The 23,972-nt window shown below is 72.8% G+C and carries 21 protein-coding genes; 16 read left to right on the forward strand and 5 right to left on the reverse strand.

Annotation, left to right across the window (positions count from 1 at the left end):
* Nucleotides 1-53: 53 nt before the first annotated feature.
* On the reverse strand, nucleotides 54-1,952 hold the full coding sequence (locus tag ACFCY1_RS27560; RefSeq protein WP_117491689.1) for an ABC transporter ATP-binding protein: 1,899 nt from the start codon (nucleotides 1,950-1,952) through the stop codon (nucleotides 54-56).
* 185 nt (nucleotides 1,953-2,137) lie between these two features.
* Complete coding sequence (locus ACFCY1_RS27565) at nucleotides 2,138-3,871, reverse strand: ABC transporter ATP-binding protein (protein ID WP_049651919.1); 1,734 nt, start codon at nucleotides 3,869-3,871, stop codon at nucleotides 2,138-2,140.
* Nucleotides 3,872-4,181: 310 nt separating this feature from the next.
* On the opposite strand from ACFCY1_RS27565, the gene ACFCY1_RS27570 reads away from it, so the two are divergent.
* Complete coding sequence (locus ACFCY1_RS27570; protein ID WP_049651918.1) at nucleotides 4,182-6,104, forward strand: long-chain fatty acid--CoA ligase; 1,923 nt, start codon at nucleotides 4,182-4,184, stop codon at nucleotides 6,102-6,104.
* Nucleotides 6,105-6,163: 59 nt separating this feature from the next.
* Nucleotides 6,164-7,393, forward strand: coding sequence for a radical SAM family heme chaperone HemW (gene hemW, locus ACFCY1_RS27575; RefSeq protein WP_049651917.1), 1,230 nt, complete (start codon nucleotides 6,164-6,166; stop codon nucleotides 7,391-7,393).
* Nucleotides 7,394-7,502: 109 nt separating this feature from the next.
* Here hemW and ACFCY1_RS27580 read toward each other — a convergent pair whose 3' ends face one another.
* From ACFCY1_RS27580 to htpX, 3 genes are read right to left on the reverse strand one after another with little or no spacing between them, the layout of a single operon-like run.
* A complete protein-coding gene (locus ACFCY1_RS27580) occupies nucleotides 7,503-8,330 on the reverse strand; it encodes a DUF3097 domain-containing protein (protein WP_049651915.1) in 828 nt (275 codons plus the stop codon).
* A gap of 31 nt (nucleotides 8,331-8,361) precedes the next feature.
* Nucleotides 8,362-8,946: a hypothetical protein gene (locus ACFCY1_RS27585; protein WP_375876392.1), complete on the reverse strand. Its 585-nt coding sequence runs from the start codon at nucleotides 8,944-8,946 to the stop codon at nucleotides 8,362-8,364.
* 29 nt (nucleotides 8,947-8,975) lie between these two features.
* Complete coding sequence (htpX, locus tag ACFCY1_RS27590) at nucleotides 8,976-9,896, reverse strand: zinc metalloprotease HtpX (protein ID WP_049651913.1); 921 nt, start codon at nucleotides 9,894-9,896, stop codon at nucleotides 8,976-8,978.
* 287 nt (nucleotides 9,897-10,183) lie between these two features.
* On the opposite strand from htpX, the gene hrcA reads away from it, so the two are divergent.
* The 14 genes from hrcA to era all read left to right on the forward strand — a co-directional run bounded on the left by hrcA (nucleotide 10,184) and on the right by era (nucleotide 23,885).
* Complete coding sequence (gene hrcA, locus ACFCY1_RS27595) at nucleotides 10,184-11,218, forward strand: heat-inducible transcriptional repressor HrcA (protein ID WP_049651912.1); 1,035 nt, start codon at nucleotides 10,184-10,186, stop codon at nucleotides 11,216-11,218.
* Between the two features lie 75 nt (nucleotides 11,219-11,293).
* Complete coding sequence (dnaJ, locus tag ACFCY1_RS27600) at nucleotides 11,294-12,430, forward strand: molecular chaperone DnaJ (protein ID WP_049651911.1); 1,137 nt, start codon at nucleotides 11,294-11,296, stop codon at nucleotides 12,428-12,430.
* An 88-nt stretch (nucleotides 12,431-12,518) separates the two neighbouring features.
* Nucleotides 12,519-13,268 (forward strand): 16S rRNA (uracil(1498)-N(3))-methyltransferase, encoded by a 750-nt coding sequence (locus ACFCY1_RS27605; protein ID WP_375876393.1) that lies wholly within the window; start codon nucleotides 12,519-12,521, stop codon nucleotides 13,266-13,268.
* Nucleotides 13,269-13,420: 152 nt separating this feature from the next.
* Complete coding sequence (locus ACFCY1_RS27610) at nucleotides 13,421-16,666, forward strand: PDZ domain-containing protein (protein WP_375876394.1); 3,246 nt, start codon at nucleotides 13,421-13,423, stop codon at nucleotides 16,664-16,666.
* A gap of 151 nt (nucleotides 16,667-16,817) precedes the next feature.
* Nucleotides 16,818-17,171 (forward strand): histidine triad nucleotide-binding protein, encoded by a 354-nt coding sequence (locus ACFCY1_RS27615; protein WP_049651083.1) that lies wholly within the window; start codon nucleotides 16,818-16,820, stop codon nucleotides 17,169-17,171.
* Nucleotides 17,172-17,177: 6 nt separating this feature from the next.
* Nucleotides 17,178-18,101, forward strand: a complete 924-nt coding sequence (locus ACFCY1_RS27620; protein WP_117487723.1) for a ribonuclease Z — start codon at nucleotides 17,178-17,180, stop codon at nucleotides 18,099-18,101.
* 316 nt (nucleotides 18,102-18,417) lie between these two features.
* Nucleotides 18,418-19,452: a PhoH family protein gene (locus ACFCY1_RS27625; RefSeq protein WP_375876428.1), complete on the forward strand. Its 1,035-nt coding sequence runs from the start codon at nucleotides 18,418-18,420 to the stop codon at nucleotides 19,450-19,452.
* Between the two features lie 14 nt (nucleotides 19,453-19,466).
* The gene (ybeY, locus tag ACFCY1_RS27630) at nucleotides 19,467-19,961 is read left to right on the forward strand and encodes an rRNA maturation RNase YbeY (RefSeq protein WP_049651086.1); all 495 of its coding nucleotides are present in this window, start codon (nucleotides 19,467-19,469) and stop codon (nucleotides 19,959-19,961) included.
* A 19-nt stretch (nucleotides 19,962-19,980) separates the two neighbouring features.
* A complete protein-coding gene (locus ACFCY1_RS27635) occupies nucleotides 19,981-21,306 on the forward strand; it encodes a hemolysin family protein (protein WP_049651087.1) in 1,326 nt (441 codons plus the stop codon).
* 33 nt (nucleotides 21,307-21,339) lie between these two features.
* Nucleotides 21,340-21,576, forward strand: coding sequence for a hypothetical protein (locus tag ACFCY1_RS27640; RefSeq protein WP_063780135.1), 237 nt, complete (start codon nucleotides 21,340-21,342; stop codon nucleotides 21,574-21,576).
* Between the two features lie 38 nt (nucleotides 21,577-21,614).
* Nucleotides 21,615-22,166 (forward strand): DUF4383 domain-containing protein, encoded by a 552-nt coding sequence (locus ACFCY1_RS27645; protein ID WP_049651089.1) that lies wholly within the window; start codon nucleotides 21,615-21,617, stop codon nucleotides 22,164-22,166.
* 28 nt (nucleotides 22,167-22,194) lie between these two features.
* On the forward strand, nucleotides 22,195-22,548 hold the full coding sequence (locus ACFCY1_RS27650; RefSeq protein WP_049651100.1) for a cytidine deaminase: 354 nt from the start codon (nucleotides 22,195-22,197) through the stop codon (nucleotides 22,546-22,548).
* 160 nt (nucleotides 22,549-22,708) lie between these two features.
* Nucleotides 22,709-22,885, forward strand: a complete 177-nt coding sequence (locus ACFCY1_RS27655) for a hypothetical protein (protein WP_158077653.1) — start codon at nucleotides 22,709-22,711, stop codon at nucleotides 22,883-22,885.
* Between the two features lie 70 nt (nucleotides 22,886-22,955).
* Nucleotides 22,956-23,885 (forward strand): GTPase Era, encoded by a 930-nt coding sequence (gene era / locus ACFCY1_RS27660; protein ID WP_049651090.1) that lies wholly within the window; start codon nucleotides 22,956-22,958, stop codon nucleotides 23,883-23,885.
* Nucleotides 23,886-23,972 lie beyond the last annotated feature (87 nt).

Below are 23,972 nucleotides of genomic sequence, written 5' to 3' on the forward strand. Positions count from 1 at the left end.
CCTAGCATCATCACTCGACCTTCCCGCGTTCTCCGACGGTCTTCGGGGGAGCGTCAGTCCACCTCGGCCACGGCCTCGGCGAACTGCGCCTGGTAGAGCCGGGCGTAGGCGCCGTCGGCGGCGATCAGGTGGTCGTGCGAGCCCTGCTCGACGATCGAGCCGTTCTCCATCACCAGGATCACGTCGGCGTCCCGGATGGTGGAGAGCCGGTGGGCGATGACGAAGCTGGTGCGGCCGGTGCGCAGCCGGGCCATGGCCCGCTGGATCAGCACCTCGGTGCGGGTGTCGACGGAGCTGGTCGCCTCGTCCAGGACCAGGATGGACGGCTGGGCGAGGAACGCCCGGGCGATGGTGATCAGCTGCTTCTCGCCGGCGCTGACGTTGGTGCCCTCGTCGTCGATGACGGTGTCGTAGCCGTCCGGCAGGGTGCGCACGAAGCGGTCGACGTGGGCGGCCCTGGCGGCCTCGACGACCTGGTCGCGGGTGGCCGACTCGGCGCCGTAGGCGATGTTGTCGGCGATGCTGCCGCCGAACAGCCAGGTGTCCTGGAGCACCATGCCGATGCCGGAGCGCAGTTCCTCGCGGGACATCGCGGCGATGTCCACGCCGTCGAGGGTGATCCGTCCGGAGCTGACCTCGTAGAACCGCATCAGCAGGTTGACCAGGGTGGTCTTGCCGGCGCCGGTGGGGCCGACGATGGCGACGGTCTGGCCGGGCTCGACCTTGAGCGAGAGGTCGTCGATGAGCGGCTTCTCGGGGTCGTAGCGGAAGGACACGTCCTGGAAGGCGACCCGGCCGCGCACCACGTCGGGCCGTTCCGGCATGGCCGGTTCGGCGCTCTGCTCGGGGGCGTCCAGCAGCTCGAAGACGCGCTCGGCGGAGGCGACGCCGGACTGCACCAGGTTGGCCATGCTGGCGACCTGGGTGAGCGGCTGGCTGAACTGCCGCGAGTACTGGATGAACGCCTGGACGTCACCGATGGACAGCGCGCCGCTGGCGACCCGCAGACCGCCGACGACGGCGACCAGCACGTACTGGAGGTTGCCGATCAGCATCATCGCGGGCTGGATGATGCCGGAGATGAACTGGGCCTTGAAGCTGGCGTGGTAGAGCGCCTCGTTGTGCTCGCGGAAGGTCTCCGCGGACTCGTGCTGGCGCCCGAACACCTTGACCAGGGTGTGGCCGGTGTACATCTCCTCGATGTGGGCGTTCAGTTGGCCGGTGGACTTCCACTGCTGGACGAACTGCGGCTGGGCCCGCTTGCCGACCCTGGTGGCGACGACGACCGAGACGGGCACCGAGACCAGGGCGATCACGGCGAGCAGCGGGGAGATCCAGAACATCATCGCGAGCACGCCGACCACGGTGAGCAGCGAGTTGACGACCTGTCCCATGGTCTGCTGCATGGACTGGCCGATGTTGTCGATGTCGTTGGTGACCCGGCTGAGCACCTCGCCGCGCGGCTGCTTGTCGAAGTAGCTGAGCGGCAGCCGGGCGAGCTTGGCCTCGACGTCCTGGCGCAGCCGGTAGCTCGCGGCCTGGATGGCCCGGGTGGCGAGCCGGCCCTGGAAGATGCCGAAGACGGCGGAGGCGAGGTAGATGCCGAGCACCCAGAGCAGGACGGTGCCGATGGCGCCGAAGTCCATGCCCTGGCCGGGGGTGAAGTGGACGGCGGAGAGCAGGTCGGCGACGCCGCCCTCGCCGTGGGCGCGCAGCCCGTCGATGACCTGGTCCTTGGACATGCCGGTCTGGAAGCGGGCGCCGACGACACCGGCGAAGATCAGGTCGGTGGCGTCGCCGAGGATCTTGGGGCCGATGACGGCGCAGCCGATGCCGAGCACGCCGAGGACCAGGACGCCGATCAGGGTGTTGCGTTCGGGGCGCAGCAGGCCGAGGACGCGCTTGCCGGAGCCCTTGAAGTCCATGGACTTCTCGGTGCCCTGGCCGCCCATGAAGCGGCCGGGGCCGGCCGGGCCGCGGCGGGCGGCGGCGGCCTGGGAGTCGCTGGGCAGTTCGGCGTCCTTGGCGGCGTCCTTCGGGGCGCCGTTCGCCGGGGCGCCGTCCACCGGGGCGTCCTCGGGAGCGGTGCCTCTCGGGGCGGGCCCCTTGGCCAGGTCGGGCTTGTTGCCGGGCGTGGTCACGCCGCCTCCTGCTCGGTGAGCTGGGAGAGCACGATCTCCCGGTACGTCGGGTTGTCGGCCATCAGCTCGTGGTGGGTCCCACTGCCGACGACGGCGCCCTCGTCGAGGACGATGATCCGGTCGGCGTCGCGGATGGTGGACACCCGCTGGGCGACGATCAGGACGGTGGCGTCGGAGGTCTCGCGGGCGAGGGCCTTGCGGAGCCGGGCGTCGGTGGCGTAGTCGAGCGCGGAGAAGGAGTCGTCGAAGAGGTAGACGGAGGGCCGGCGGACCAGGGTCCGGGCGATGGCCAGGCGTTGGCGCTGGCCGCCGGAGACGTTGCCGCCGCCTTGGGCGATGGGGGCGTCCAGGCCTTCGGGCAGCTTCTCGACGAACTCCTTGGCCTGGGCGATCTCCAGGGCGTGCCAGAGCTCCTCGTCGGTGGCGTCGGGCCGGCCGTAGCGGAGGTTGCTGGCGACGGTGCCGGAGAAGAGGTAGGGCTTCTGCGGGACGATGCCGACGCTCTCGGCGATCGCGGCGGGGGCGAGTTCGCGGACGTCGACGCCGTCGAGCAGGACCCGGCCGGAGGTGACGTCGAAGAGCCGGGGGACGAGGCCGAGCAGGGTGGACTTGCCGCTGCCGGTGGAGCCGATGATGGCGGTGGTCTGGCCGGGGCCGGCGGTGAGGTCGATGCCGCGCAGCACCGAGGCCTCGGCGCCGGGGTAGCGGAAGTCGACGCCGCGCAGTTCCAGGGTGCCGCGGTGCGGGACCTCGGTGACGGGGGCGGCGGGCGGGACGACGCTGCTGTCGGTGCCGAGGACCTCCTGGATGCGCTCGGCGCAGACCTCGGCGCGCGGCACCATCATGAACATGAAGGTGGCCATCATGACGCTCATCAGGATCTGCATCAGGTAGGAGAGGAACGCGGTGAGCGCGCCGATCTGCATGGCGCCGCTGTCGATGCGGTGGGCGCCGAACCAGAGCACGGCGACGCTGGAGACGTTCACCACCAGCATGACGGCGGGGAACATGATGGACATCAGCCGGCCGACCTGGCGGGAGACCTGGGTGAGGTCCTCGTTGGCGTCGGCGAAGCGGGCCTGCTCCTGGTCGTCCTTGACGAAGGCGCGGATGACCCGGATGCCGGTGATCTGCTCGCGCAGGACCCGGTTCACGGTGTCGATCCGTACCTGCATGCTGCGGAACCTGGGGCGCAGCGCGCGGACCAGCAGGACCACGACGACGCCGAGCACGGGGATGACGGCGAGCAGCAGGCCGGACAGCGGGACGTCCTGGTTGAGCGCCATGATGATGCCGCCGACGCACATGATCGGCGCGGCGACCATGAGCGTGAAGCTCATCAGGGCGAGCATCTGGACCTGCTGGACGTCGTTGGTGGTGCGGGTGATCAGCGAGGGGGCGCCGAACTGGCCGACCTCGCGGGCGGAGAAGCTCTGCACCCGGTCGAAGACGGCGGCGCGGACGTCCCGGCCGAAGGCCATCGCGGTGCGGGCGCCGTAGTAGACCGCGCCGATGGAGCAGAGGGCCTGGAGGACGGTGACCGCGATCATCACCCCGCCGACGCGCAGGATGTAGCCGGTGTCGCCCTTGACCACGCCGTCGTCGATGATGTCGGCGTTGAGCGTCGGCAGGTAGAGCGCCGCGAGGGTGGACACCAGCTGGAGCAGCACCAGCAGGGTGATCGGTCGGGAGTACGGGCGCAGGTACGCCCTCAGCAGTCTGATCAGCACTAGCACACTCTTGTCGTCGCCGGTCGGGTTCGCACCCCAATTCTCGGTGTTCTGTAGCGTCGTACAGGTCATTCGGCGTCCGGGAGCCGGAGGTTTGCCGGGCCTTTGCCGAACGGCGGGGTGCGGCACCGGTCGCGCGGGGCCGTGCCGTCGGGCGCCGCCCCCTTACGGAATGACCGGTTTCCCCCTAGGCTGCTGATTGCCCCTTTGTTACTGACCGGTACCGCTCAGGTGAACCGGGGGCCCGGCGACCGCCCCCACGGACGCCGCGACAATCCCTCAGACGGCCACCCGCCACCGGAGGTCCTCGTTGAGTTCCGCGCAGTCCCTGATCGACTCCGGCAGGCCCGACCTCGTCGCCGGGCGCCCCGCCTCCGTCGCCCACCTGTTCCTGGAGCGGGTCGCCCTGACCCCGAACGCCGAGGCCTACCGCTACCCCTCGCCGGTGGACGAGCAGGCCGCCGACGGCGCGCCCGGCGCCGAGCAGTGGCGCTCGCTCACCTGGGCGCAGACCGCGGTCCGGGTCAAGGCGGTGGCCGCAGGCCTGATGGCGCTCGGCATCCGGCCCGAGGACCGCGTGGCCCTGGCCTCCTCGACCCGCCTGGAGTGGATCGTCGCCGACCTCGGCGCCATGTGCGCGGGCGCCGCGATCACCACCGTCTACCCCAGCACCAACGCGGACGAGACCGCGTTCATCCTCTCCGACTCCGGCTCCCGGGCGCTGTTCGCCGAGAACGAGGCCCAACTGGCCAAGGCCGTCGGGCAGCTCGACCAGCTGCCCGAACTGCGCACCGTGATCCTCTTCGACGCGCCCGCCGAGGCCCCCGAGACCGGCGGCCTGGACCTGCTCACCCTCGCCGAGCTGGAGGAGCGCGGCACCCGGTACCTGGCGGAGCACCCGGACGCGGTGGAGAAGGCCGTCGACGGGCTCGGCAAGGAGCAGCTGGCCACCCTCATCTACACCTCCGGCACCACCGGCCGCCCCAAGGGCGTGCGCCTGGTGCACGACTGCTGGGCGTACGAGGGCCGGGCGCAGGAGGCCAGCGGCCTGCTGGGCCCCGACGACGTGCAGTTCATGTGGCTGCCGCTGTCCCACGTGTTCGGTAAGACGCTGATCTCCGGGCAGATCGCCACCGGGCACGTGATGGCGGTGGACGGCCGGGTGGACCGGATCATCCACAACCTGCCCGCGATCCGGCCGACCATCATGGCCTCCGCGCCGCGCATCTTCGAGAAGGTCTACAACGGCATCGCGGGCCGGGCCCGGGCCGAGGGCGGCGCCAAGTACAAGATCTTCCTGTGGGCGGCCAAGGTCGCCCGCGAGCACGCCCGGGCGGTCCAGCAGAGCCGCATCGCCACCGGCACCGAGAGCGCCCCGCTGGGCCTTCGGGTGCAGCACGCGCTGGCCGACAAGCTGGTGTACGCGAAGATCCGGGCGGCCTTCGGCGGCCGGCTGCGCGGCGCGGTCTCCGGCAGCGCCGCGCTCGCCCCGGAGATCGGCTACTTCTTCATCGGCGCCGGGGTGCCGATCCTGGAGGGCTACGGCCTGAGCGAGACCAGCGCCGGCTCCTGCGTCAACCGGGCCGAGGACGTGCGGATCGGCACCGTGGGCCGCCCGCTGCCCGGCACCGAGGTGCGGATCGCCGAGGACGGCGAGATCCTGCTGCGCGGCCCCGGCGTCATGCGCGGCTACCACAACCTGCCGGAGAAGACCGCCGAGGTGCTGGAGCCGGACGGCTGGTTCCACACCGAGGACATCGGCGAGCTCAGCCCGGACGGCTTCCTGCGGATCACCGACCGCAAGAAGGACCTGTTCAAGACCTCCGGCGGCAAGTACGTGGCGCCCAGCGAGGTCGAGGGCAAGTTCAAGGCGGTCTGCCCGTTCGTCAGCAACATCCTGGTGATCGGCAACGGCCGCAACTACTGCACCGCGCTGATCGGCCTGGACGAGGCCGTCCTGCTGCCGTGGGCCGCCGAGCACGGCCTGGCCGGGAAGTCCTACGCCGAGCTGGCCGTCGAGCCGGCCGTCCACGAGCTGATCGAGGGCTTCGTCAAGCGGGTCAACGGCGACCTCCAGCGCTGGCAGACGATCAAGAAGTTCCACCTGCTGCCGCGCGACCTCGACATCGAGCACGGCGAGCTCACCCCGAGCCTGAAGATCAAGCGCCCGGTGGTCGAGCGGACCTACGCGGACGCGGTCACCGCCATGTACGCGGGCGCCAACGAGGCCTGACCGGCCCCGCCCCCGTACGGCCCGCCGGGTTCGGTCGGGCCGTACGGGACAATGGGCTCATGCCCTCCGCACTCCCCGACGGCGATCCGGTGCCGTCCGACGGTTCCCTGCCCGCACACGCCCTCGACGGGCTGGGCGACCGGCCGTTCGGCTTCTACCTGCACGTGCCGTACTGCGCCAGCCGCTGCGGCTACTGCGACTTCAACACCTACACCGCCACCGAGCTGCGCTCCTCCGGGGCCGTCGCCTCCCAGGAGACCTACGCGGACAACGTGGTCGCCGAGATCCGCCACGCCCGGAAGGTGCTGGGCTCCGCCGACCTGCCGGTGCACACCGTCTTCCTCGGCGGCGGCACCCCGACCCTGCTGCCCGCCCGCGACCTGGTCAAGATGCTCGCCGCGATCCGCGAGGAGTTCGGGCTCGCCGACGGCGCCGAGGTCACCACCGAGGCCAACCCGGAGTCCGTCGACCCGGCGTACCTGGCCGAACTGCGCGAGGGCGGCTACAACCGGCTCTCCTTCGGCATGCAGAGCGCCCGCCCGCACGTCCTGAAGCTGCTCGACCGCCACCACACCCCGGGCCGCCCCGAGGCCTGCGTGGCCGAGGCCCGCGCGGCCGGCTTCGAACACGTCAACCTCGACCTCATCTACGGCACCCCGGGCGAGTCCGACGACGACTGGCGGGCCTCCCTGGACGCCGCCATCGGCGCCGGGCCCGACCACGTCTCCGCGTACTCGCTGATCGTCGAGGAGGGCACCCGGCTCGCCGCCCGCGTCAAGCGCGGCGAACTGCCGATGATCGACGACGACGTGCACGCCGACCGCTACCTGATCGCCGAGGAGGCGCTCGCCGCCGCCGGCTACTCCTGGTACGAGGTCTCCAACTGGGCCACCACCCCCGAGGGCCGCTGCCGCCACAACGAGCTCTACTGGACCGGCGGCGACTGGTGGGGCGCCGGCCCCGGCGCCCACAGCCACGTCGGCGGCGTCCGCTGGTGGAACGCCAAGCACCCCGCCGCCTACGCCCAAGCCCTCGCCGAGCACCGCACCCCGGCCCTGGCCCGCGAGGTGCTGGCCGACGAGGACCGCCGCGTCGAACGCATCCTGCTGGAGCTCCGCCTGGTCGACGGCATCCCCCTCGACCTCCTCACCGACACCGGCCGCGAGGCCGCCGACCGCCACCTCGCCGACGGCCTCCTCGCCCCCGGCCCCTACGCCCGGGGCCGCGCCACCCTCACCCTCCAGGGCCGCCTCCTGGCCGACGCCGTCGTACGTGACCTGGTGGACTGACCGAGGGCTTACCGTGTGCGCACCTCTCCGAGCGGACCAGCCTCTTCGGCGAGGCCGTTCCTGTGGATCCGATGGGTGTGAGTCTGGTGACTGCCGACTTTCCCCGCCGTCACTCCGGCAGGGCCGTGAAGTCGATCAGTTCCTCGACCCGGCCCAGGAGTTCGGGCTCCAGGTCCTTGTAGGAGTCGACCTTCGAGAGGATGTGCTTCCAGGCCGCGGGGGTGTCCACCGGCCAGCCGAGGCGGCGGCAGGTGCCCTCCTTCCAGTCCTCGCCCCTGGGGACGGCGGGCCAGGCGGGGATGCCGACGGAGGAGGGCTTCACGGCCTGCCAGATGTCGATGTAGGGGTGGCCGACGACCAGCACCGAGTCGCCGGTGACCCGGGCGGCGATGCGGTGCTCCTTCGTGCCCGGGAGCAGGTGGTCGACCAGGACGCCGAGGCGGCGGCCGGGGCCGGGGGCGAAGTCGGCGACGATCGCGGGCAGGTCGTCGATGCCGCGCAGGTACTCGACGACCACGCCCTCGATCCGCAGGTCGTCGCCCCAGACCCGTTCGACCAGCTCCGCGTCGTGCCGGCCCTCGACGTAGATGCGGGACTCGCGGGCGACCCGGGCGCGGGCGCCGGGGACGGCGACGGAGCCGGAGGCGGTGCGGCCCGGGGTGCGGGCGGGGGCCGGGCCGGCCGGGCGGACCAGGGTGACGACCCTTCCCTCCAGCAGGAAGCCGCGCGGCACCAGGGGGAACACCCGGTGCTTGCCGAACCGGTCCTCCAGGGTGACGGTGAAGCCCTCGGCGGTCTTCTCGCAGCGCACCACGGCCCCGCAGTAGCCGGTCGCCGCCTCCTCGACCACCAGGTCCCGCTCGGCGGGCACCTCCGGGGCGGGCTGCTGCTTCTTCCACGGCGGGGTCAGGTCGGGTCCGTACTGGCGGCTGCGCATACGGGTGATCATAGGGAGGGCGGACGGCGCGTCAGAGGCCCGGCGCGCCCCAGACCGGGAACCAGCGGCTCAGGTCCTTCTCCAGCCGCAGGTCGTTCCCCAGCATCGCGTTGACCTGCAGTTCCAGCGGACTGTTGCGCCGCTCCCCGCCGCCGGGCATCGGGGCGAAGGGGTAGAACGTCCCCCGCTTGTAGAGGTAGACGAGGGCCAGCGACCGCCCGTCCGGGTCGCGGAAGCCGACCAGCGAGCAGAGCAGCTGCGGCCCGAAGCCGTTCGCCTCCAGTTCGCTGTTGACCGCGTGCAGGTCGTTGACCAGTTCGGGCAGTTCCTCGGGGCGGTGCCGGGCGAGCAGCCAGGAGTAGCCGTAGCCGTCCTTGGAGGCCTCCACGGGGACGCCGCCGCGCTCGGTGTCGGCGTCCAGCAGCGCCCGGACCTGCTGCTGGACCTGGACGAAGGCCGCGCCCTCGACGGCCGCGAAGCAGACCGAGCCGAGCCCGGTGGGGGTGAACCCGGCCCCGGCCTCCAGGGTGAGCGCGGCGGACGGCACGCCGAACAGCTGGTCGAGGTCGGGCTTGACGGGCTTGGTGCGGCCGAACAGGGCGTCCAGGATTCCCACGGCGGTCCTCTCGGGTCGAAAACTGAGGCTCAGCGGCCGAGCTGCTCGGAGATCTTCGCCAGCTGCTCCAGCCGCTTCTCCAGGCTCGGGTGGGTGGAGAACAGCTGCGAGGCGGCCTCCCGGGCGCTCAGCGCGGGGGCGAAGTAGAAGGCGTTGTACGGCTGGGCCTGGCGCAGGTCCTTGCTGGGGATGGCCGCGATCTGCCCGGTCACCTTGGTGAGCGCCGAGGCGAGGGCGCTGGGGTGTCCGGTGAGCTGGGCGGCGGCCCGGTCGGCGGCGAGTTCGCGGTAGCGGGACAGCAGCCGGGTGAGCAGGAAGCTGATCGCGTAGACGACGACCGACACCAGCGGGATGATCAGCGCCAGGACGGCCGCGTTCTGGTCGTTGTTGTTGCGCCCGCCGCCCATGAACCCGCCGTACATCGCGATCCGGGTCATCGCCCCGGCGAGGACGCCGAGGAAGCCGGCGATCGTCATCACCGCGACGTCCCGGTGGGCGACGTGCGACAGCTCGTGCGCGAGGACGCCCTCCAGTTCCTCGGGCTCCAGCCGGCGCAGCAGCCCGGTGGTCACGCAGACCACCGCGTTCTGCGGGTTGCGGCCGGTGGCGAAGGCGTTCGGCATGTCGTTGTCGGCGACCGCCACGCGGGGTTTGGGCATGTCGGCCAGGGCGCAGAGCCGGTCGATGGTGCCGTGCAGCTGGGGGAACTGTTCCGGGGACACCTGGCGGGCGCCCATCGCCCGTTCGGTGATCTTGTCGCTGAACCAGAACTGGGCCACGAACAGCCCGCCGGAGATCAGGACGATCAGTGGCCAGGCGCCGCGCAGCAGCGCGATCAGCAGGCCGGTGAAACCGACGTACAGCAGCCCGATCACGAACATCGTCGCGACCATGCGGCCGGTCAGGCCGCGGTCCGGCGCGAAACGGGTGTGCTGGCCCGAGCTCGACATCGCTTGCTCCTCCATTCGCCGTCGCTTTCGATGCTGCCACCCGGACGGCCTCCCGGCACCACCCCGGCGCCGGGAGGATCGAACCGCCGGGGCCCCGCGGGCCGTGAGCGGAACTGCGGGGAGGATCACCCCGGTCCGGCCGTTCCTGCCGTAGGACCCGGGCCTTACACTGGCAGGTACGGTTTTGGCACTCGCGTGTTCAGAGTGCCAGGGCAAGGGTCTTCGGAGCGGCCCGCAGCAGCAAGGGACACAGTCGGACAACGTGCGAAGACGGAGGTGCGTGCCCCATGGCCGGTGAGGTCCGCCAGCTGGACGAACGCAAGCTCGCCGTGCTCCGCGCGATCGTGCAGGACTACGTGGGCACCGAGGAGCCGGTCGGCTCCAAGGCCCTGGTGGAACGGCACAACCTCGGGGTCTCGCCGGCGACCGTCCGCAACGACATGGCGGCGCTGGAGGAGGAGGGCTACATCCACCAGCCGCACACCAGCGCCGGCCGCATCCCGACCGACAAGGGGTACCGCCTCTTCGTCGACAAGCTCGCCGAGATCAAGCCGATGAGCGCCCCCGAGCGCCGGGCCATCCGGCACTTCCTGGACGGCGCGGTCGACCTGGACGACGTGGTCGCGCGCACCGTGCGGCTGCTCGCCCAGCTGACCCGGCAGGTCGCGGTGGTGCAGTACCCCTCGCTGACGCGCTCCACCGTCCGGCACATCGAGCTGGTGGCGCTGGCCCCGGCCAAGGTGATGCTGGTGCTGATCACCAACACCGGCCGGGTCGAGCAGCGGATGGTCGACTGCCCGGGCCCGGTCGGCGAGACGGTGCTGGCGGACCTGCGGGCCCGGATCAACGCGAGGGCCGCCGGCCGGCGCCTCCCGGAGGTCCCGGGGCTGCTGGAGGAGCTGCCGGCGCAGTTCGAACCGGCCGAGCGGCCGACCGTCAGCACGGTCCTGGCGACCCTGTTCGAGACGCTCGCCGAGCAGAACGAGGAGCGGATCATGCTGGCCGGCACGGCCAACCTGACCCGCTTCGGGCACGACTTCCCGCTCAGCATCCAGCCGGTGCTGGAGGCCCTGGAGGAGCAGGTCGTCCTGCTCCGCCTCCTGGGTGAGACCGCGGACGCCGCGATGACGGTCCGGATCGGGCGGGAGAACACCTACGAGGGGCTGACTTCCACGTCCATCGTCTCGGTCGGCTACGGTTCGGGCGACGAGAGCGTGGCGAAACTGGGTGTGATCGGTCCGACCCGGATGGACTACCCGGGCACAATGGGGGCGGTGCGAGCGGTGGCGCGGTACGTGGGCCAGATCCTGGCCGAGTCCTAGCAAAGGCCGCCGTCGGAAATCCGACGGCGGTGACCAGTCGCAGCACTACTACAGGCGGAACAAGCGGAGCATTTGGTGGCCACGGACTACTACGCGGTACTCGGCGTCCGACGGGATGCGGGGCAGGACGAGATCAAGAAGGCGTTCCGGCGCCTGGCGCGCGAACTGCACCCGGACGTCAACCCGGACCCGAAGACGCAGGAGCGGTTCAAGGAGATCAACGCCGCTTACGAGGTGCTCTCCGATCCGCAGAAGCGCCAGGTCTACGACCTCGGCGGGGACCCGCTGTCCCCGGGCGGCGGCGCGGGCGGTTTCGGCGCCGGCGCGGCGGGCTTCGGCTTCTCCGACATCATGGACGCCTTCTTCGGCGCCGCGGCCGGCCAGCGCGGCCCGCGCTCGCGCACCCGCCGGGGCCAGGACGCCATGATCCGGCTGGAGATCACCCTGGAGGAGGCCGCTTTCGGCACCACCAAGGAGCTCCAGGTCGACACCGCCGTCACCTGCACCACGTGCAGCGGCGAGGGCGCGGCCCCCGGCACCTCGGCGCAGACCTGTGACATGTGCCGCGGCAAGGGCGAGGTCTCCCAGGTCACCCGGTCCTTCCTGGGCCAGGTCATGACCTCCCGCCCCTGCCCGCAGTGCCAGGGCTTCGGCACCGTCGTGCCGACCCCGTGCCCGGAGTGCGCCGGCGACGGCCGGGTGCGCGCCCGCCGCACGCTGACCGTCAAGATCCCGGCCGGTGTCGACAACGGCACCCGGATCCAGCTGGCCGGCGAGGGCGAGGTCGGCCCCGGCGGCGGCCCGGCCGGCGACCTGTACGTCGAGATCGCCGAGACCACCCACACGATCTTCCAGCGGCGCGGGGACGACCTGCACTGCACCGTCACCATCCCGATGACGGCGGCCGCGCTCGGCACCCAGGTGCCGCTGCAGACCCTGGACGGCCTGGAGGAGGTCGACATCCGGCCCGGCACCCAGTCCGGCCAGTCGATCCCGCTGCACGGCCGGGGCATCACCCACCTGCGCGGCGGCGGCCGGGGCGACCTGATAGTGCACGTCGAGGTGAAGACGCCCAGCAAGCTCGACCCCGAGCAGGAGGAGCTGCTGCGCCGCCTCGCGGTGCTGCGCGGCGAGGAGCGGCCGTCCGGCCAGTTCGCGCCGGGCCAGCAGGGCCTCTTCTCCCGGCTGAAGGACGCCTTCAACGGCCGGTAGCCGTCCGCGGAGGGGTGCCGGGGGGGCAATGACCCCGGCACCCCTTTCGCGTGTCCGTCCCACTTCCGCACGAAAGAGGTTCCCCGTCATGACCGCGCCCGTCTTCGTCGTCGAGACCGAGCGGATCGCCGCCGCCGCGCCCGGGGCCGTGGTGCGCCTGGACGGCCCGGAGGGGCGGCACGCGGCCGCGGTGAAGCGGCTGGAGCCGGGCGAGGCGGTGACCCTGGCCGACGGGCTGGGGCTCGGCGTGGACGGCACGGTCGCCGAGGTGCTCGGCAAGGACGCGATCGACGTGCGGGTCGCCGCCGTGCGCCGCGAGCCGGAGCCCGCGCCGCGGATCGTCGTGGTCCAGGCGCTGCCCAAGGGCGACCGCGGCGAGCTGGCCGTGGAGACCATGACCGAGGTCGGCGTGGACGTGGTGATCCCGTGGGCCGCCTCGCGCTGCATCACCCAGTGGAAGGGCGAGCGCGGCGCCAAGGCGCTCGCCAAGTGGCGGGCCACCGCGCGGGAGGCGGGCAAGCAGTCCCGCCGGCTGCGCTTCCCCGAGGTCCGCGAGCCGATGACCACCAGGCAGCTGGCGCCCGTCCTGGCGGGGGCCGCGTTCGCCGCCGTGCTGCACGAGGAGGGCGCCGAACCGCTGGCGCACGCCGTGCTGCCGGAGGGCGGGGACATCGTCCTGGTGGTCGGCCCGGAGGGCGGGGTCTCCCCGGAGGAGCTGGCGGCCTTCGCCGGGGCGGGCGCCGGGCCGTACCGGCTGGGCCCCTCGGTGCTGCGCACCTCCACCGCCGGGGTGGCCGCCGGCGCGCTGCTGCTCGGGCGCACCGGCCGCTGGTCGTAGCACCCCGGGCGCACCCCTGGCAGGCCGTCGGCGCGCCCCTCGGCGCGCCCCCGTACACCCCGGCGGCGACCGCGGCACGGCCGTCCGCGGACGGCGCCGGGAGTCTGGGAAAAACGGCGCGGACGGTCCGTGTACCTGCCTAGGCTGGCCGGGTGACGGACTCCCAGAGCACCTCCCCGAACTCCTCGGCGGGCGCCTACCTTCGCCATCCCCACCTGCACGGCGACCTGCTCGCCTTCGTCGCCGAGGACGACCTCTGGCTCGCCCCGCTGGACGGCGGCCGGGCCTGGCGGCTGACGGCGGACCACCTGCCGGTCCACCACCCGAGGTTCTCCCCGGACGGGCGGCACCTCGCCTTCACCTCCACCCGGGACGGCGCCCCCGAGGTGCACGTGGTGCCGGTGGACGGCGGCCCCTCGCGCCGGCTCACCCACTGGGGCAGCCACCAGACCCGGGTGCTGGGCTGGACCGCCGACGGCCGTCCGATCGCCGCCACCGGGGCCGGCGAGGCCAGCCTGCGCCGCACCTGGGCGCACGCCGTGCCGCTGGACGGCGGCGAGCCGCAGCGGCTGCCGTACGGGCCGGTCGGCGGGCTCGCCTTCGAGCCGGGTGGTGACCGGGTGCTGCTGAGCAGCGTCAACGGCCGCGATCCGGCCTGGTGGAAGCGGTACCGGGGCGGGCGGGCCGGAAAGCTGTGGCTCGGCCGGGAGGAGTTCGCCCGGGTCCACGCGGAGCTGGACGGGCAGCTGGACTCCCCGCTGTGGGTCGGGGACCGGATCGCCTTCCTGTCCGACCACGAGGGTGTCGGCGAGCTGTGGTCCAGCCGCCCGGACGGCACCGACCTGCGCCGCCACAGCACCGACCCGGACGGCTTCTACGCCCGCGGCGCCGGCACCGACGGCACCCGGGTGGTCTTCCACCGGGCCGGCGACCTCTGGCTGCTGGACGACCTGGCGGGTGCCGAGCCGCGCCGGCTGGACGTCCGGCTGGCCGGCCCGCGGGCCGGGCGCCGCCCCCGCCCGGTGCCCGCCGCGCACTGGCTGGACTCCGTCGCCCCCGACCGCACCGGCCGGGGCAGCGCCGTGGTGGTGCGCGGCGGCGTGCACTGGCTGACCCACCGCGAGGGCCCGGCCCGGGTGCTGGACGAGACCCCGGGCGTGCGCGGGCGGCTGGCCCGGGTGGTGCCCGGCGAGGACGGCGCCCAGGGCGTGCTCTGGGTGTCCGACGCCGAGGGCGGGGACGCCCTGGAGTTCGCCCCCGACCTGCACGGCGCCGAGCGCCGCCGACTGGCCGCGGGGCGGCTCGGCCGGGTCAACGCGCTGACGGTCTCCCCGGACGGCAAGCAGGCCGCGCTCGGCGCGCACGACGGCCGGGTGCTGCTGGTGACGCTCGCCGACGGCGCCGTGCACGAGCTGGACCGCAGCGCCGACGGCGAGCCCGGCACCCCGGCCTTCAGCCCGGACTCGGCCTGGCTGGCCTGGTCGCGCCCGGTGCGCGGGATGGGCCCGCACTCGCTGCGCCAGATCGTGCTGGCCGACCTGGCGACCCGGACGGTCGGCGAGGTCACCCAGCCGCGCTTCGTGGACACCTCGCCCTCGTTCACCGCGGACGGCCGCTACCTGGCCTTCCTGTCGGTGCGCAACTTCGACCCGGTCTACGACGCGCACGTCTTCGACCTGTCCTTCCCGAACGGCTGCCGCCCCTACCTGGTCACGCTGGCCGCCGACACGCCCTCCCCGTTCGGGCCGCAACGGGCCGGGCGCCCGCTCGGCGGGGAGGAGGACGAGCCGAAGGCCCGGAAGGCGGACGGCGAGGCGGCGGCCGCCGACGCCGCGCCGGTGACCAGGGTGGACCTGGACGGCATCGCCGACCGGATCATTCCCTTCCCGGTCGAGGGCGGCCGCTTCGAGGAGCTGGCCGCCGCCAAGGACGGCGTGCTCTGGACCAGGGCCCCGCTGACGGGCGAACTCGGCGACGAGGCCGCCTCGTTGGACGACGACCGGCCCCGTCCGGTGCTGGAGCGCTTCGACCTGCGCAAGCGCCGGGTCGAGCAGCTGGTGCACGGCGTGGACGACTTCTCGGTCAGCGCGGACGGCACCCGGGTCGCCGTGCTGGACCAGGGCGAGCTGAGGGTCGTCCCGGCGGACCACAAGGGCGGCGACGACGAGGAGGCCGCCGTCGACCTCGCCCGGCTGCGGATCACCGTCGACCCGGCCGCCGAGTGGCGGCAGATGTACGCCGAGAACGGCCGGCTGATGCGGGACAACTTCTGGCGCCCCGACCTCTCCGGCGTCGACTGGGACGGGGTGCTGGAGCGCTACCGGCCGCTGGTCGAGCGGGTCGGCTCGCACGACGAACTGGTCGACCTGCTCTGGGAGGTGCACGGCGAACTCGGCACCTCGCACGCCTACGTGATGCCGTACGGCCGGTACACCGAGCCCGCCCGGCGCCAGGGCCTGCTCGGCGCCGACCTCGTCCGGGACGGCGGGCACTGGCGGATCGGCCGGATCCTGCCCGGGGAGTCCTCCGACCCCAGGGCCCGCTCGCCGCTGGCCGCGCCCGGCGCGGCGATCCGCCCGGGCGACGCGGTGCTCGCCGTCAACGGCCGCCCGGTGGACCCGGTCACCGGCCCGGCCCCGCTGCTGGCCGGCACCGCCGGGCAGCCGGTCGAGTTGACGGTGGCCGGGAAGGACGGCACCGACCGGCGCCACCCGGTGGTCGTCCCGCTCGCCGACGAGGAGGCGCTGCGCTACCACGACTGGGTGGCCGGGCGGCGGGCCGCGGTGCGCGAGCTGTCCGGCGGGCGGCTGGGCTACCTGCACATCCCCGACATGCAGACGGCCGGCTGGGCCCAGCTGCACCGCGACCTGAGCACCGAGATGGCCCGGGAGGGCCTGGTCGTCGACGTCCGGGGGAACCGGGGCGGCCACACCTCGCAGCTGGTGATCGAGAAGCTGGCCCGCAAGATCATCGGCTGGGACGTCATCCGGGACACCGACCACCCGGTGCCCTACCCGGCGGACGCCCCGCGCGGCCCGGTGGTCGCGCTCGCCGACGAGTTCACCGGCTCGGACGGCGACGTGGTCAGCGCCGCCATCCAGGTGCTCGGCATCGGCCCGGTGGTCGGCACCCGCACCTGGGGCGGGGTGATCGGCATCGACAGCCGCTACCGGCTGGTCGACGGCACCCTCGTCACCCAGCCCAAGTACGCGCTGTGGCTGGAGAAGTACGGCTGGGGCCTGGAGAACCACGGCGTCGACCCGGACGTCGAGGTGCCGTTCGCCCCGCACCACTGGGCGGCCGGCGAGGACCCGCAGCTGTCCGAGGGCGTCCGGCTCGCCCTGGCGAAGCTCGCCGGGGCCCCGGCCCGCACCGCGCCGCCGCTGCCCTGGGCGTAGCGGCTCCGGGGCGGGACGCCGGCCGGTCCGGCGTCCCGCCCCGCGGGTGCGGCCCCGGGGCGCCGGAAGCGCCAGCAGGCCGTCGCCCGGCTCGGCTAGGCTGCGCCCGTACGGCCCCACCACCCGACACACCGATCCCGAGGAGAGAGCCATGGCCGGCGAGCCGCAGCCCGACTGCCTGTTCTGCAAGATCGTGGCGGGCGAGATCCCGGCGACCGTGGTGCGCAAGACCGAGCGCACCCTCGCCTTCCGCGACATCGCCCCCAAGGCTCCCGTGCACGTGCTGGTGATCCCGCACGCGCACTACCCGAACGCGGCCGCGCTGGCCGCCGCCGAGCCGGAGACCGCCGGCGAACTGCTCGCCGAGGCGGGCGCGGTGGCCGCGGACGAGGGCATCGAGGACTACCGGCTGATCTTCAACACCGGTGCCGGCGCGGGGCAGACCGTCTTCCACGCGCACGTCCACGTGCTCGGCGGCATGTCGATGACCGAGCGCATGGTCTGACCGCAGGTGTCCCAGCGCGAACTCGTCGTCCTCGGCACCGCCAGCCAGGTGCCCACCCGGCACCGCAACCACAACGGCTACCTGCTGCGCTGGGACGGCGAGGGCCTGCTGTTCGACCCCGGCGAGGGCACCCAGCGCCAGATGCTGCACGCCGGGGTGACGGCCACCCAGATCACCAGGATCGCGGTCACCCACTTCCACGGGGACCACTGCCTGGGCCTCGCCGGGGTGATCCAGCGGATCAACCTCGACCGGGTCCCGCACCCGGTCGACGTCTACTTCCCGGCCTCCGGCGAGGTCTACTTCGAGCGGCTGCGGCACTCCACCGCCTACCACGAGACGGCCGTGCTGCGGCCCCGGCCGATCGACGAGCCCGGGCCGCTGCCGGCGCCCGGCGCCCGCTTCGCGCTGGACGCCGTCCGGCTGGACCACCCGGTGGAGTCCTTCGGCTACCGGCTGTCCGAGCCGGACGGCCGGCGGCTGGTGCCGGAGCGGCTGGCCGCCCTCGGCGTGCGCGGCCCGGCGGTGGGCCGGCTCCAGCACGAGGGCGCGATCGAGGTGGACGGCCGCACCGTCACCCTGGCCGAGGTCAGCGAGCCGCGGCCGGGCCAGAAGTTCGCCTTCGTGATGGACACCCGGCTGTGCGACGGCGTGTACGCGCTCGCCGAGGGCGCCGACCTGCTGGTCGTCGAGGCGACCTTCACCGACGCCGACGCCCGGCTCGCCGAGGAGCACGGCCACCTCACCGCCGGGCAGGCCGCCAAGGCCGCCGCCGAGGCCGGGGTGCGCACCCTGGTGCTGACCCACTTCTCGCAGCGCTACCCGGACCTCGGCCAGCACCTGGCCGACGCCCGCAAGCACTTCGACGGGGAGCTGGTGCTGGCCGCCGACCTCGACCGGGTGCCGGTGCCGGCCCGCCGCCCGTCGTGACCGGCCCGGGGAACCGGAGCGGCACGGGAGAGTCCCGGCAGTGTCCCCGGTGAAAAAAATGGGCTCGCGCCGGCCTGCGATCTGCCGGAGCATCGTCGGGTGCGGCCCCGCCGCCCGCCACGGCGATCACGCTCGCGGCGTACCCTGGTGCCCCGGAGACACCCAGCGGCACCCGAGACCACGGATGGGATGAGGCAGGCCCCAGCGCCGACCTATGAGTGACACATCGCAGACCCGTACCAACGGACAGTCGCGCCCCGAAACGACCGACGACGGCCGTGTGAGCGCCCGGATCGTGATCCCCGAGAAGCACCCGATGGTCACCCTGCTCGGCACCGCGGACTCGCTGCTGCGCGTGATCGAGCAGGGCTTCCCCGCCGCGGACATCCACGTCCGCGGCAACGAGGTGACCGCCACCGGGGACCGGGCCGAGGTCGCCCTCGTGCAGCGGCTCTTCACCGAGATGATGCTGGTGCTGCGCACCGGCCAGCCGCTGACGGAGGACTCCGTGGAGCGCTCCATCGCCATGATCCGCAGCCAGGACCCGGACAGCCCGGCGCCGTCGCAGGTGTTCACCGCGAACATCCTGTCCAACCGGGGCCGGACGATCCGCCCGAAGACCCTCAACCAGCAGCGCTACGTCGACGCGATCGACAAGCACACGATCGTCTTCGGCCTCGGCCCGGCGGGCACCGGCAAGACCTACCTGGCGATGGCCAAGGCCGTCCAGGCCCTCCAGGCCAAGGAGGTCAACCGGATCATCCTGACCCGCCCGGCGGTCGAGGCGGGGGAGCGGCTGGGCTTCCTGCCCGGCACCCTCTACGAGAAGATCGACCCGTACCTGCGCCCGCTGTACGACGCGCTGCACGACATGATGGACCCGGACTCCATCCCGCGCCTGATGGCGGCCGGCACCATCGAGGTCGCCCCGCTCGCGTACATGCGCGGCCGCACCCTCAACGACGCCTTCATCATCCTCGACGAGGCCCAGAACACCTCGCCCGAGCAGATGAAGATGTTCCTCACCCGCCTCGGGTTCAACTCCCGGGTGGTGGTCACCGGCGACACCAGCCAGATCGACCTCCCGGGCGGCACCCGCAGCGGTCTCAAGGTCGTCCAGGACATCCTGGCCGACGTGCCCGACATCCACTTCTCCGTCCTCACCAGCACCGACGTGGTCCGCCACAAGCTGGTCGGCCGGATCGTGGACGCCTACGAGCGCTGGGACGCCCGCCAGGAGGCGGAGGAGGCCGCCCCGGCGGACCGCAAGCCCGCCCAGCGGCGCCCCGGCAAGGCCACGGCGCCCCGCGCACCCCGCGCACCCCGCCAGTCCCATCGCACCGAAAGCTGAGCACACAGCCCGTCATGTCGATCGACATCGCCAACGAGTCCGGTTGGGAGGCCGACGAGGAAGCCATCCTCGACGTCGCCCGCTTCGCACTGGACAAGATGCGGATCCACCCGCAGTCCGAACTGTCCGTGATCCTGGTGGACAGTGCGGCGATGGAGGAGCTGCACATCCAGTGGATGGACCTGCCCGGCCCGACCGACGTGATGTCGTTCCCGATGGACGAGCTGCGTCCCGGCAAGGAGGGCGACGAGCTGCCGCAGGGCCTGCTCGGCGACATCGTGCTCTGCCCCGAGGTCGCCGAGCAGCAGGGCCTGGCGGCCCCCTCCAAGCACTCGATGGACGAGGAGCTGCAACTGCTCACCGTGCACGGCGTGCTGCACGTCCTCGGCTACGACCACGAGGAGCCGGAGGAAGAGGAGGAGATGTTCGCCCTCCAGAAGCGCATCCTGGACGACTGGCGGACGGGCCGGGGCCTCGGCGGCATCTCCCCGGCCCCCACCACCCACTGAGCGCGGAGCCCGAACCCCTGTGAGTGGTGAGAGTACGAGCTTCATCCTCGGTGCCGTGCTGCTGGTCGTGCTCGGCTGGCTGGCCGCGTGCGCCGAGGCGGGCATCTCCCGGGTCTCCCGGTTCCGGGCGGAGGAGGCGGTGCGCAGCGGTCGGCGCGGCTCCGCGCGGCTGCTGACCGTCGCCTCCGACCCGATCCGCTACCTCAACCTGGCCACCCTGATCCGGGTGGCCAGCGAGATGGCGGCGGCCGTCCTGGTCACCGTGGTGTGCGTGCGCAACGTGACGCCCACCTGGCAGGCCGTCCTGCTGGCGTTCGGCGTGATGGTGCTGGTGTCCTTCGTCGCGGTGGGGGTCTCGCCGCGCACGATCGGGCGCCAGCACCCGCTCACCACCGCGACGGCGGCCTCCTTCGTGCTGCTGCCGCTGGCCGCGGTGCTGGGCCCGATCCCGCGGCTGCTGATCCTGCTCGGCAACGCGCTGACCCCGGGCAAGGGCTACCGGGAGGGTCCGTTCGCCTCGGAGGCGGAGCTGCGGGCCCTGGTGGACCTCGCCGAGAAGGACGACCTGATCGAGGACGAGGAGCGCCGGATGGTGCACTCGGTCTTCGAGCTGGGCGACACCATCGTGCGCGAGGTGATGGTGCCGCGCACCGACCTGGTGATGATCGAGCGGCACAAGACCGTCCGGCAGGCGCTGACCCTGGCGCTGCGCTCGGGCTTCTCGCGGATCCCGGTGGTCGGCGACAACGAGGACGACGTGGTCGGCATCGTCTACCTCAAGGACCTGGTGCGGCGCACCCACATCAACCGGGAGGCGGAGTCCGAGGAGGTCGGCGCGGTGATACGGCCGGCCGTCTTCGTCCCGGACTCCAAGCCGGCCGGCGACCTGCTGCGCGAGATGCAGCAGCGCCGTTCGCACGTGGCGATCGTGATCGACGAGTACGGCGGCACGGCCGGCCTGGTCACCATCGAGGACGTCCTGGAGGAGATCGTCGGCGAGATCACCGACGAGTACGACCGGGAGATCGCCCCGGTGGAGGACCTCGGGGACGGCTCGTACCGGATCACCGCCCGGCTGCTGGTGGAGGACCTGGGCGAGCTGTTCGGCATCGAGCTGGAGGACGAGGACGTCGAGACCGTCGGCGGCCTGCTGGCCAAGCACCTGGGCCGGGTGCCGATCCCCGGCTCCTCCTGCGAGATCCCGCTGCCCGACCCGGTGGAGGGCGGCCTGTCCGGCATCCTGCTGACCGCCGAGTCCTCGGCGGGCCGCCGCAACCGGATCGGCTCGATGGTCGCCGCCCCCGTCCGCCGCACCGAGGACGCCGAGGAGCCGGCGGGCGAGTAGCGGGTGGGCTGTCGCCGAGCGACCATGGAGGGCATGACGCACAAACTTCGCGCGGAGTACGGCCCGCAGGGGGCGGCCGGCGGAGTCAAGTCCTGGCACGTGGTGCGGGACGAGGACCTGTCGGTGGCGCTCTGCGGCCGGACCATGTCCGACGACGCCGAGACGCGGCCCGAGGAGGAGTGGGGCACCGGGTTGCGCTGCTGCCAGCAGTGCGGCTCGCTCTACATGCACGAGGTGCCGCACATGCAGGGGAGCCACCCCTACAGCTAGGCACCCGGCTGGACCATGGCCGAGCTCTGGAGGTCGCCATGAAGCTGCAAGACGAACTGCCCACCGTCGACCGTCGGCTCGCCATGGTGTGGCGGGTCGGGGCGGGGCTCGGGGGGGTCTTCCTGATCGTGTTCGGGTGTCTGGGGCTGGCCGGCGAGCCCGGCTTCCTGGCCACCCACGGCGACCGGATCGCCGGGCTGTCGACCAACGGGGCGCTGAGCATCCTGTCCATCGTGGCGGGCGCGGTCCTGGTGCTGGGGGCGGTGGTCGGCGGGAACTTCGCGTCCAACCTCAACATGGCGGTGGGCGTGCTGTTCGTCCTGTCGGGCTTCTACGGCCTGACGGTGCTCGGGCGGCCGGACGCCAACATCCTCAACTTCCGGATGTCGAACGTGCTGTTCGCGTTCATCTTCGGCATCGTCCTGACGACCTTCGGCATGTACGGCCGGGTGAGCGGCCACCTGCCGCACGACAACCCGTACTGGCGGCAGCGGATCGAGCGCGAGGAGGCTCGGCCGAGCGGGGCCGCGAAGACCTTCGTCAAGGTCCTCAAGCCGAACCCGGGGCCCACCCACCCGGTCGGCCACTGAACGGCGCCGGGTGCCTATGCTCGGCGGCATGAGTGACATCGTCGAGCTCGACCCCGAAGACAAGAAGATCATCACCCTGGCCCGCTCGGTCCGCGCCCGCAACGGCGTGGCCGAGGGGGCCGCGGTGCGTGACGAGACCGGGCGCACCTACGTGGCCGGGACGGTCGCGCTGGAGTCGCTGCGGCTGAGCGCCCTGCAGACGGCGGTGGCGATGGCGGTGGCCAGCGGCGCCCGGTCGCTGGAGGCAGCGGCCGTGGTGAGCGAGGCGGAGCAGCCGGCCGAGACGGACCTGGCGGCCGTACGGGACCTGGGCGGGGCCGGGACGCCCGTGCTGCTGGCCGGGCCGGACGGGACGCTGCGGGTGTCCGCCGAGGCGCGCTGAGGCCCGTCGAGGGGCCCGTACGGGGCCGCCGGGGGCCGTTGGCGGGCCTGCGGCGGCCCCGCCGCGTGCCCCGTACGGCGCTGTCGGACGGCATGGTCTTGAAGCCCAGGCCTTGCAGATAATCTCACCGGGGGAGTGGACTCGGTGAGGGGACTGGGGCATGGGGGCGGTGGCGTTCTTCGCCGGGCTGGTGCTGTTCGTGATGGGGCTGGGCAAGTGGCAGGAGACCGGGTCCGAGCTCTGGCTGTACGGCTCGCTCGGCTTCCTGCTGGTGCTGGTGGTGGTCTCGCTGATCCCCACCTCCGGCAAGGGCGGGAAGGCCGGGAAGAAGGGCTGAGCGCGCCCCGGACACCCCCGCGGGGTGGGCCCGGACGGCGGGGCTCCGGTGATCAGGGAGAATGGAGCCCATGAATGCCCCTTCCTCCTCGTACCGCTCCGGGTTCGCGTGCTTCGTCGGCCGGCCCAACGCGGGCAAGTCGACCCTGACCAACGCCCTGGTGGGGACGAAGGTCGCGATCACCTCCGATCGCCCGCAGACCACCCGGCACACCGTGCGCGGCATCGTGCACCGCCCGGACGCCCAGCTCGTGCTGGTCGACACCCCCGGTCTGCACAAGCCGCGCACCCTGCTCGGCGAGCGCCTCAACGACCTGGTCCGCACCACCTGGGCCGAGGTCGACGTGATCGGCTTCTGCCTGCCCGCCGACCAGAAGATCGGCCCCGGCGACAAGTTCATCGCCAAGGAGATCGCCGGGATCAAGAAGACCCCGAAGGTCGCCATCGTCACCAAGACCGACCTGGTCGACTCCAAGCGCCTGGCCGAGCAGCTCATCGCCATCCACCAGCTCGGCATCGAGCTGGGCTTCGAGTGGGCCGAGATCATCCCGGTCTCCGCCGTCGGCGACAAGCAGGTCGAACTGGTCGCCGACCTGCTCACCAAGCTGCTGCCGGAGGGCGACCAGCTCTACCCGGCGGGCGACCTCACCGACGAGCCCGAGCAGATCATGGTCGCCGAGCTGATCCGCGAGGCCGCGCTGGAGGGCGTGCGCGACGAACTGCCGCACTCGCTGGCCGTGGTGGTCGAGGAGATGCTCCCGCGCGAGGGCCGCCCGGCGGACCGCCCGCTGCTGGACATCCACGCCAACGTCTACATCGAGCGGCAGAGCCAGAAGGCGATCGTGATCGGCGCCAAGGGCGCGCGGCTCAAGCACGTCGGCACCACCGCCCGCAAGCACATCGAGGCGCTGCTCGGCACGCCGGTCTACCTGGACCTGCACGTCAAGGTCGCCAAGGACTGGCAGCGCGACCCCAAGCAGCTGCGCAAGCTCGGCTTCTGAACCCGGGCTCCCGACGAGGGAGTTCGGGCCTCCGGGAGGCCTGGGGCCCGTTCGGACGTTGTGCGTCCGGGCGGGCCTTCGCCGTGG

The sequence above is a fragment of the Kitasatospora sp. NPDC056273 genome (assembly GCF_042268845.1).
Lineage (GTDB): Bacteria > Actinomycetota > Actinomycetes > Streptomycetales > Streptomycetaceae > Kitasatospora.

What these genes read in the sequence shown, in the direction of transcription:
- ACFCY1_RS27640 (WP_063780135.1), top strand. Translation starts at nt 21,340, where the DNA reads ATGACGCACAAACTTCGCGCGGAGTACGGCCCGCAGGGGGCGGCCGGC.
- hemW (WP_049651917.1), top strand. Translation starts at nt 6,164, where the DNA reads ATGCCCTCCGCACTCCCCGACGGCGATCCGGTGCCGTCCGACGGTTCC.
- ACFCY1_RS27605 (WP_375876393.1), top strand. Translation starts at nt 12,519, where the DNA reads ATGACCGCGCCCGTCTTCGTCGTCGAGACCGAGCGGATCGCCGCCGCC.
- era (WP_049651090.1), top strand. Translation starts at nt 22,956, where the DNA reads ATGAATGCCCCTTCCTCCTCGTACCGCTCCGGGTTCGCGTGCTTCGTC.
- htpX (WP_049651913.1), bottom strand. Translation starts at nt 9,896, where the DNA reads ATGTCGAGCTCGGGCCAGCACACCCGTTTCGCGCCGGACCGCGGCCTG.
- ACFCY1_RS27560 (WP_117491689.1), bottom strand. Translation starts at nt 1,952, where the DNA reads ATGGGCGGCCAGGGCACCGAGAAGTCCATGGACTTCAAGGGCTCCGGC.
- ACFCY1_RS27580 (WP_049651915.1), bottom strand. Translation starts at nt 8,330, where the DNA reads ATGCGCAGCCGCCAGTACGGACCCGACCTGACCCCGCCGTGGAAGAAG.
- ybeY (WP_049651086.1), top strand. Translation starts at nt 19,467, where the DNA reads ATGTCGATCGACATCGCCAACGAGTCCGGTTGGGAGGCCGACGAGGAA.
- hrcA (WP_049651912.1), top strand. Translation starts at nt 10,184, where the DNA reads ATGGCCGGTGAGGTCCGCCAGCTGGACGAACGCAAGCTCGCCGTGCTC.
- ACFCY1_RS27615 (WP_049651083.1), top strand. Translation starts at nt 16,818, where the DNA reads ATGGCCGGCGAGCCGCAGCCCGACTGCCTGTTCTGCAAGATCGTGGCG.
- ACFCY1_RS27645 (WP_049651089.1), top strand. Translation starts at nt 21,615, where the DNA reads ATGAAGCTGCAAGACGAACTGCCCACCGTCGACCGTCGGCTCGCCATG.
- ACFCY1_RS27625 (WP_375876428.1), top strand. Translation starts at nt 18,418, where the DNA reads ATGGTCACCCTGCTCGGCACCGCGGACTCGCTGCTGCGCGTGATCGAG.
- ACFCY1_RS27655 (WP_158077653.1), top strand. Translation starts at nt 22,709, where the DNA reads ATGGGGGCGGTGGCGTTCTTCGCCGGGCTGGTGCTGTTCGTGATGGGG.
- ACFCY1_RS27650 (WP_049651100.1), top strand. Translation starts at nt 22,195, where the DNA reads ATGAGTGACATCGTCGAGCTCGACCCCGAAGACAAGAAGATCATCACC.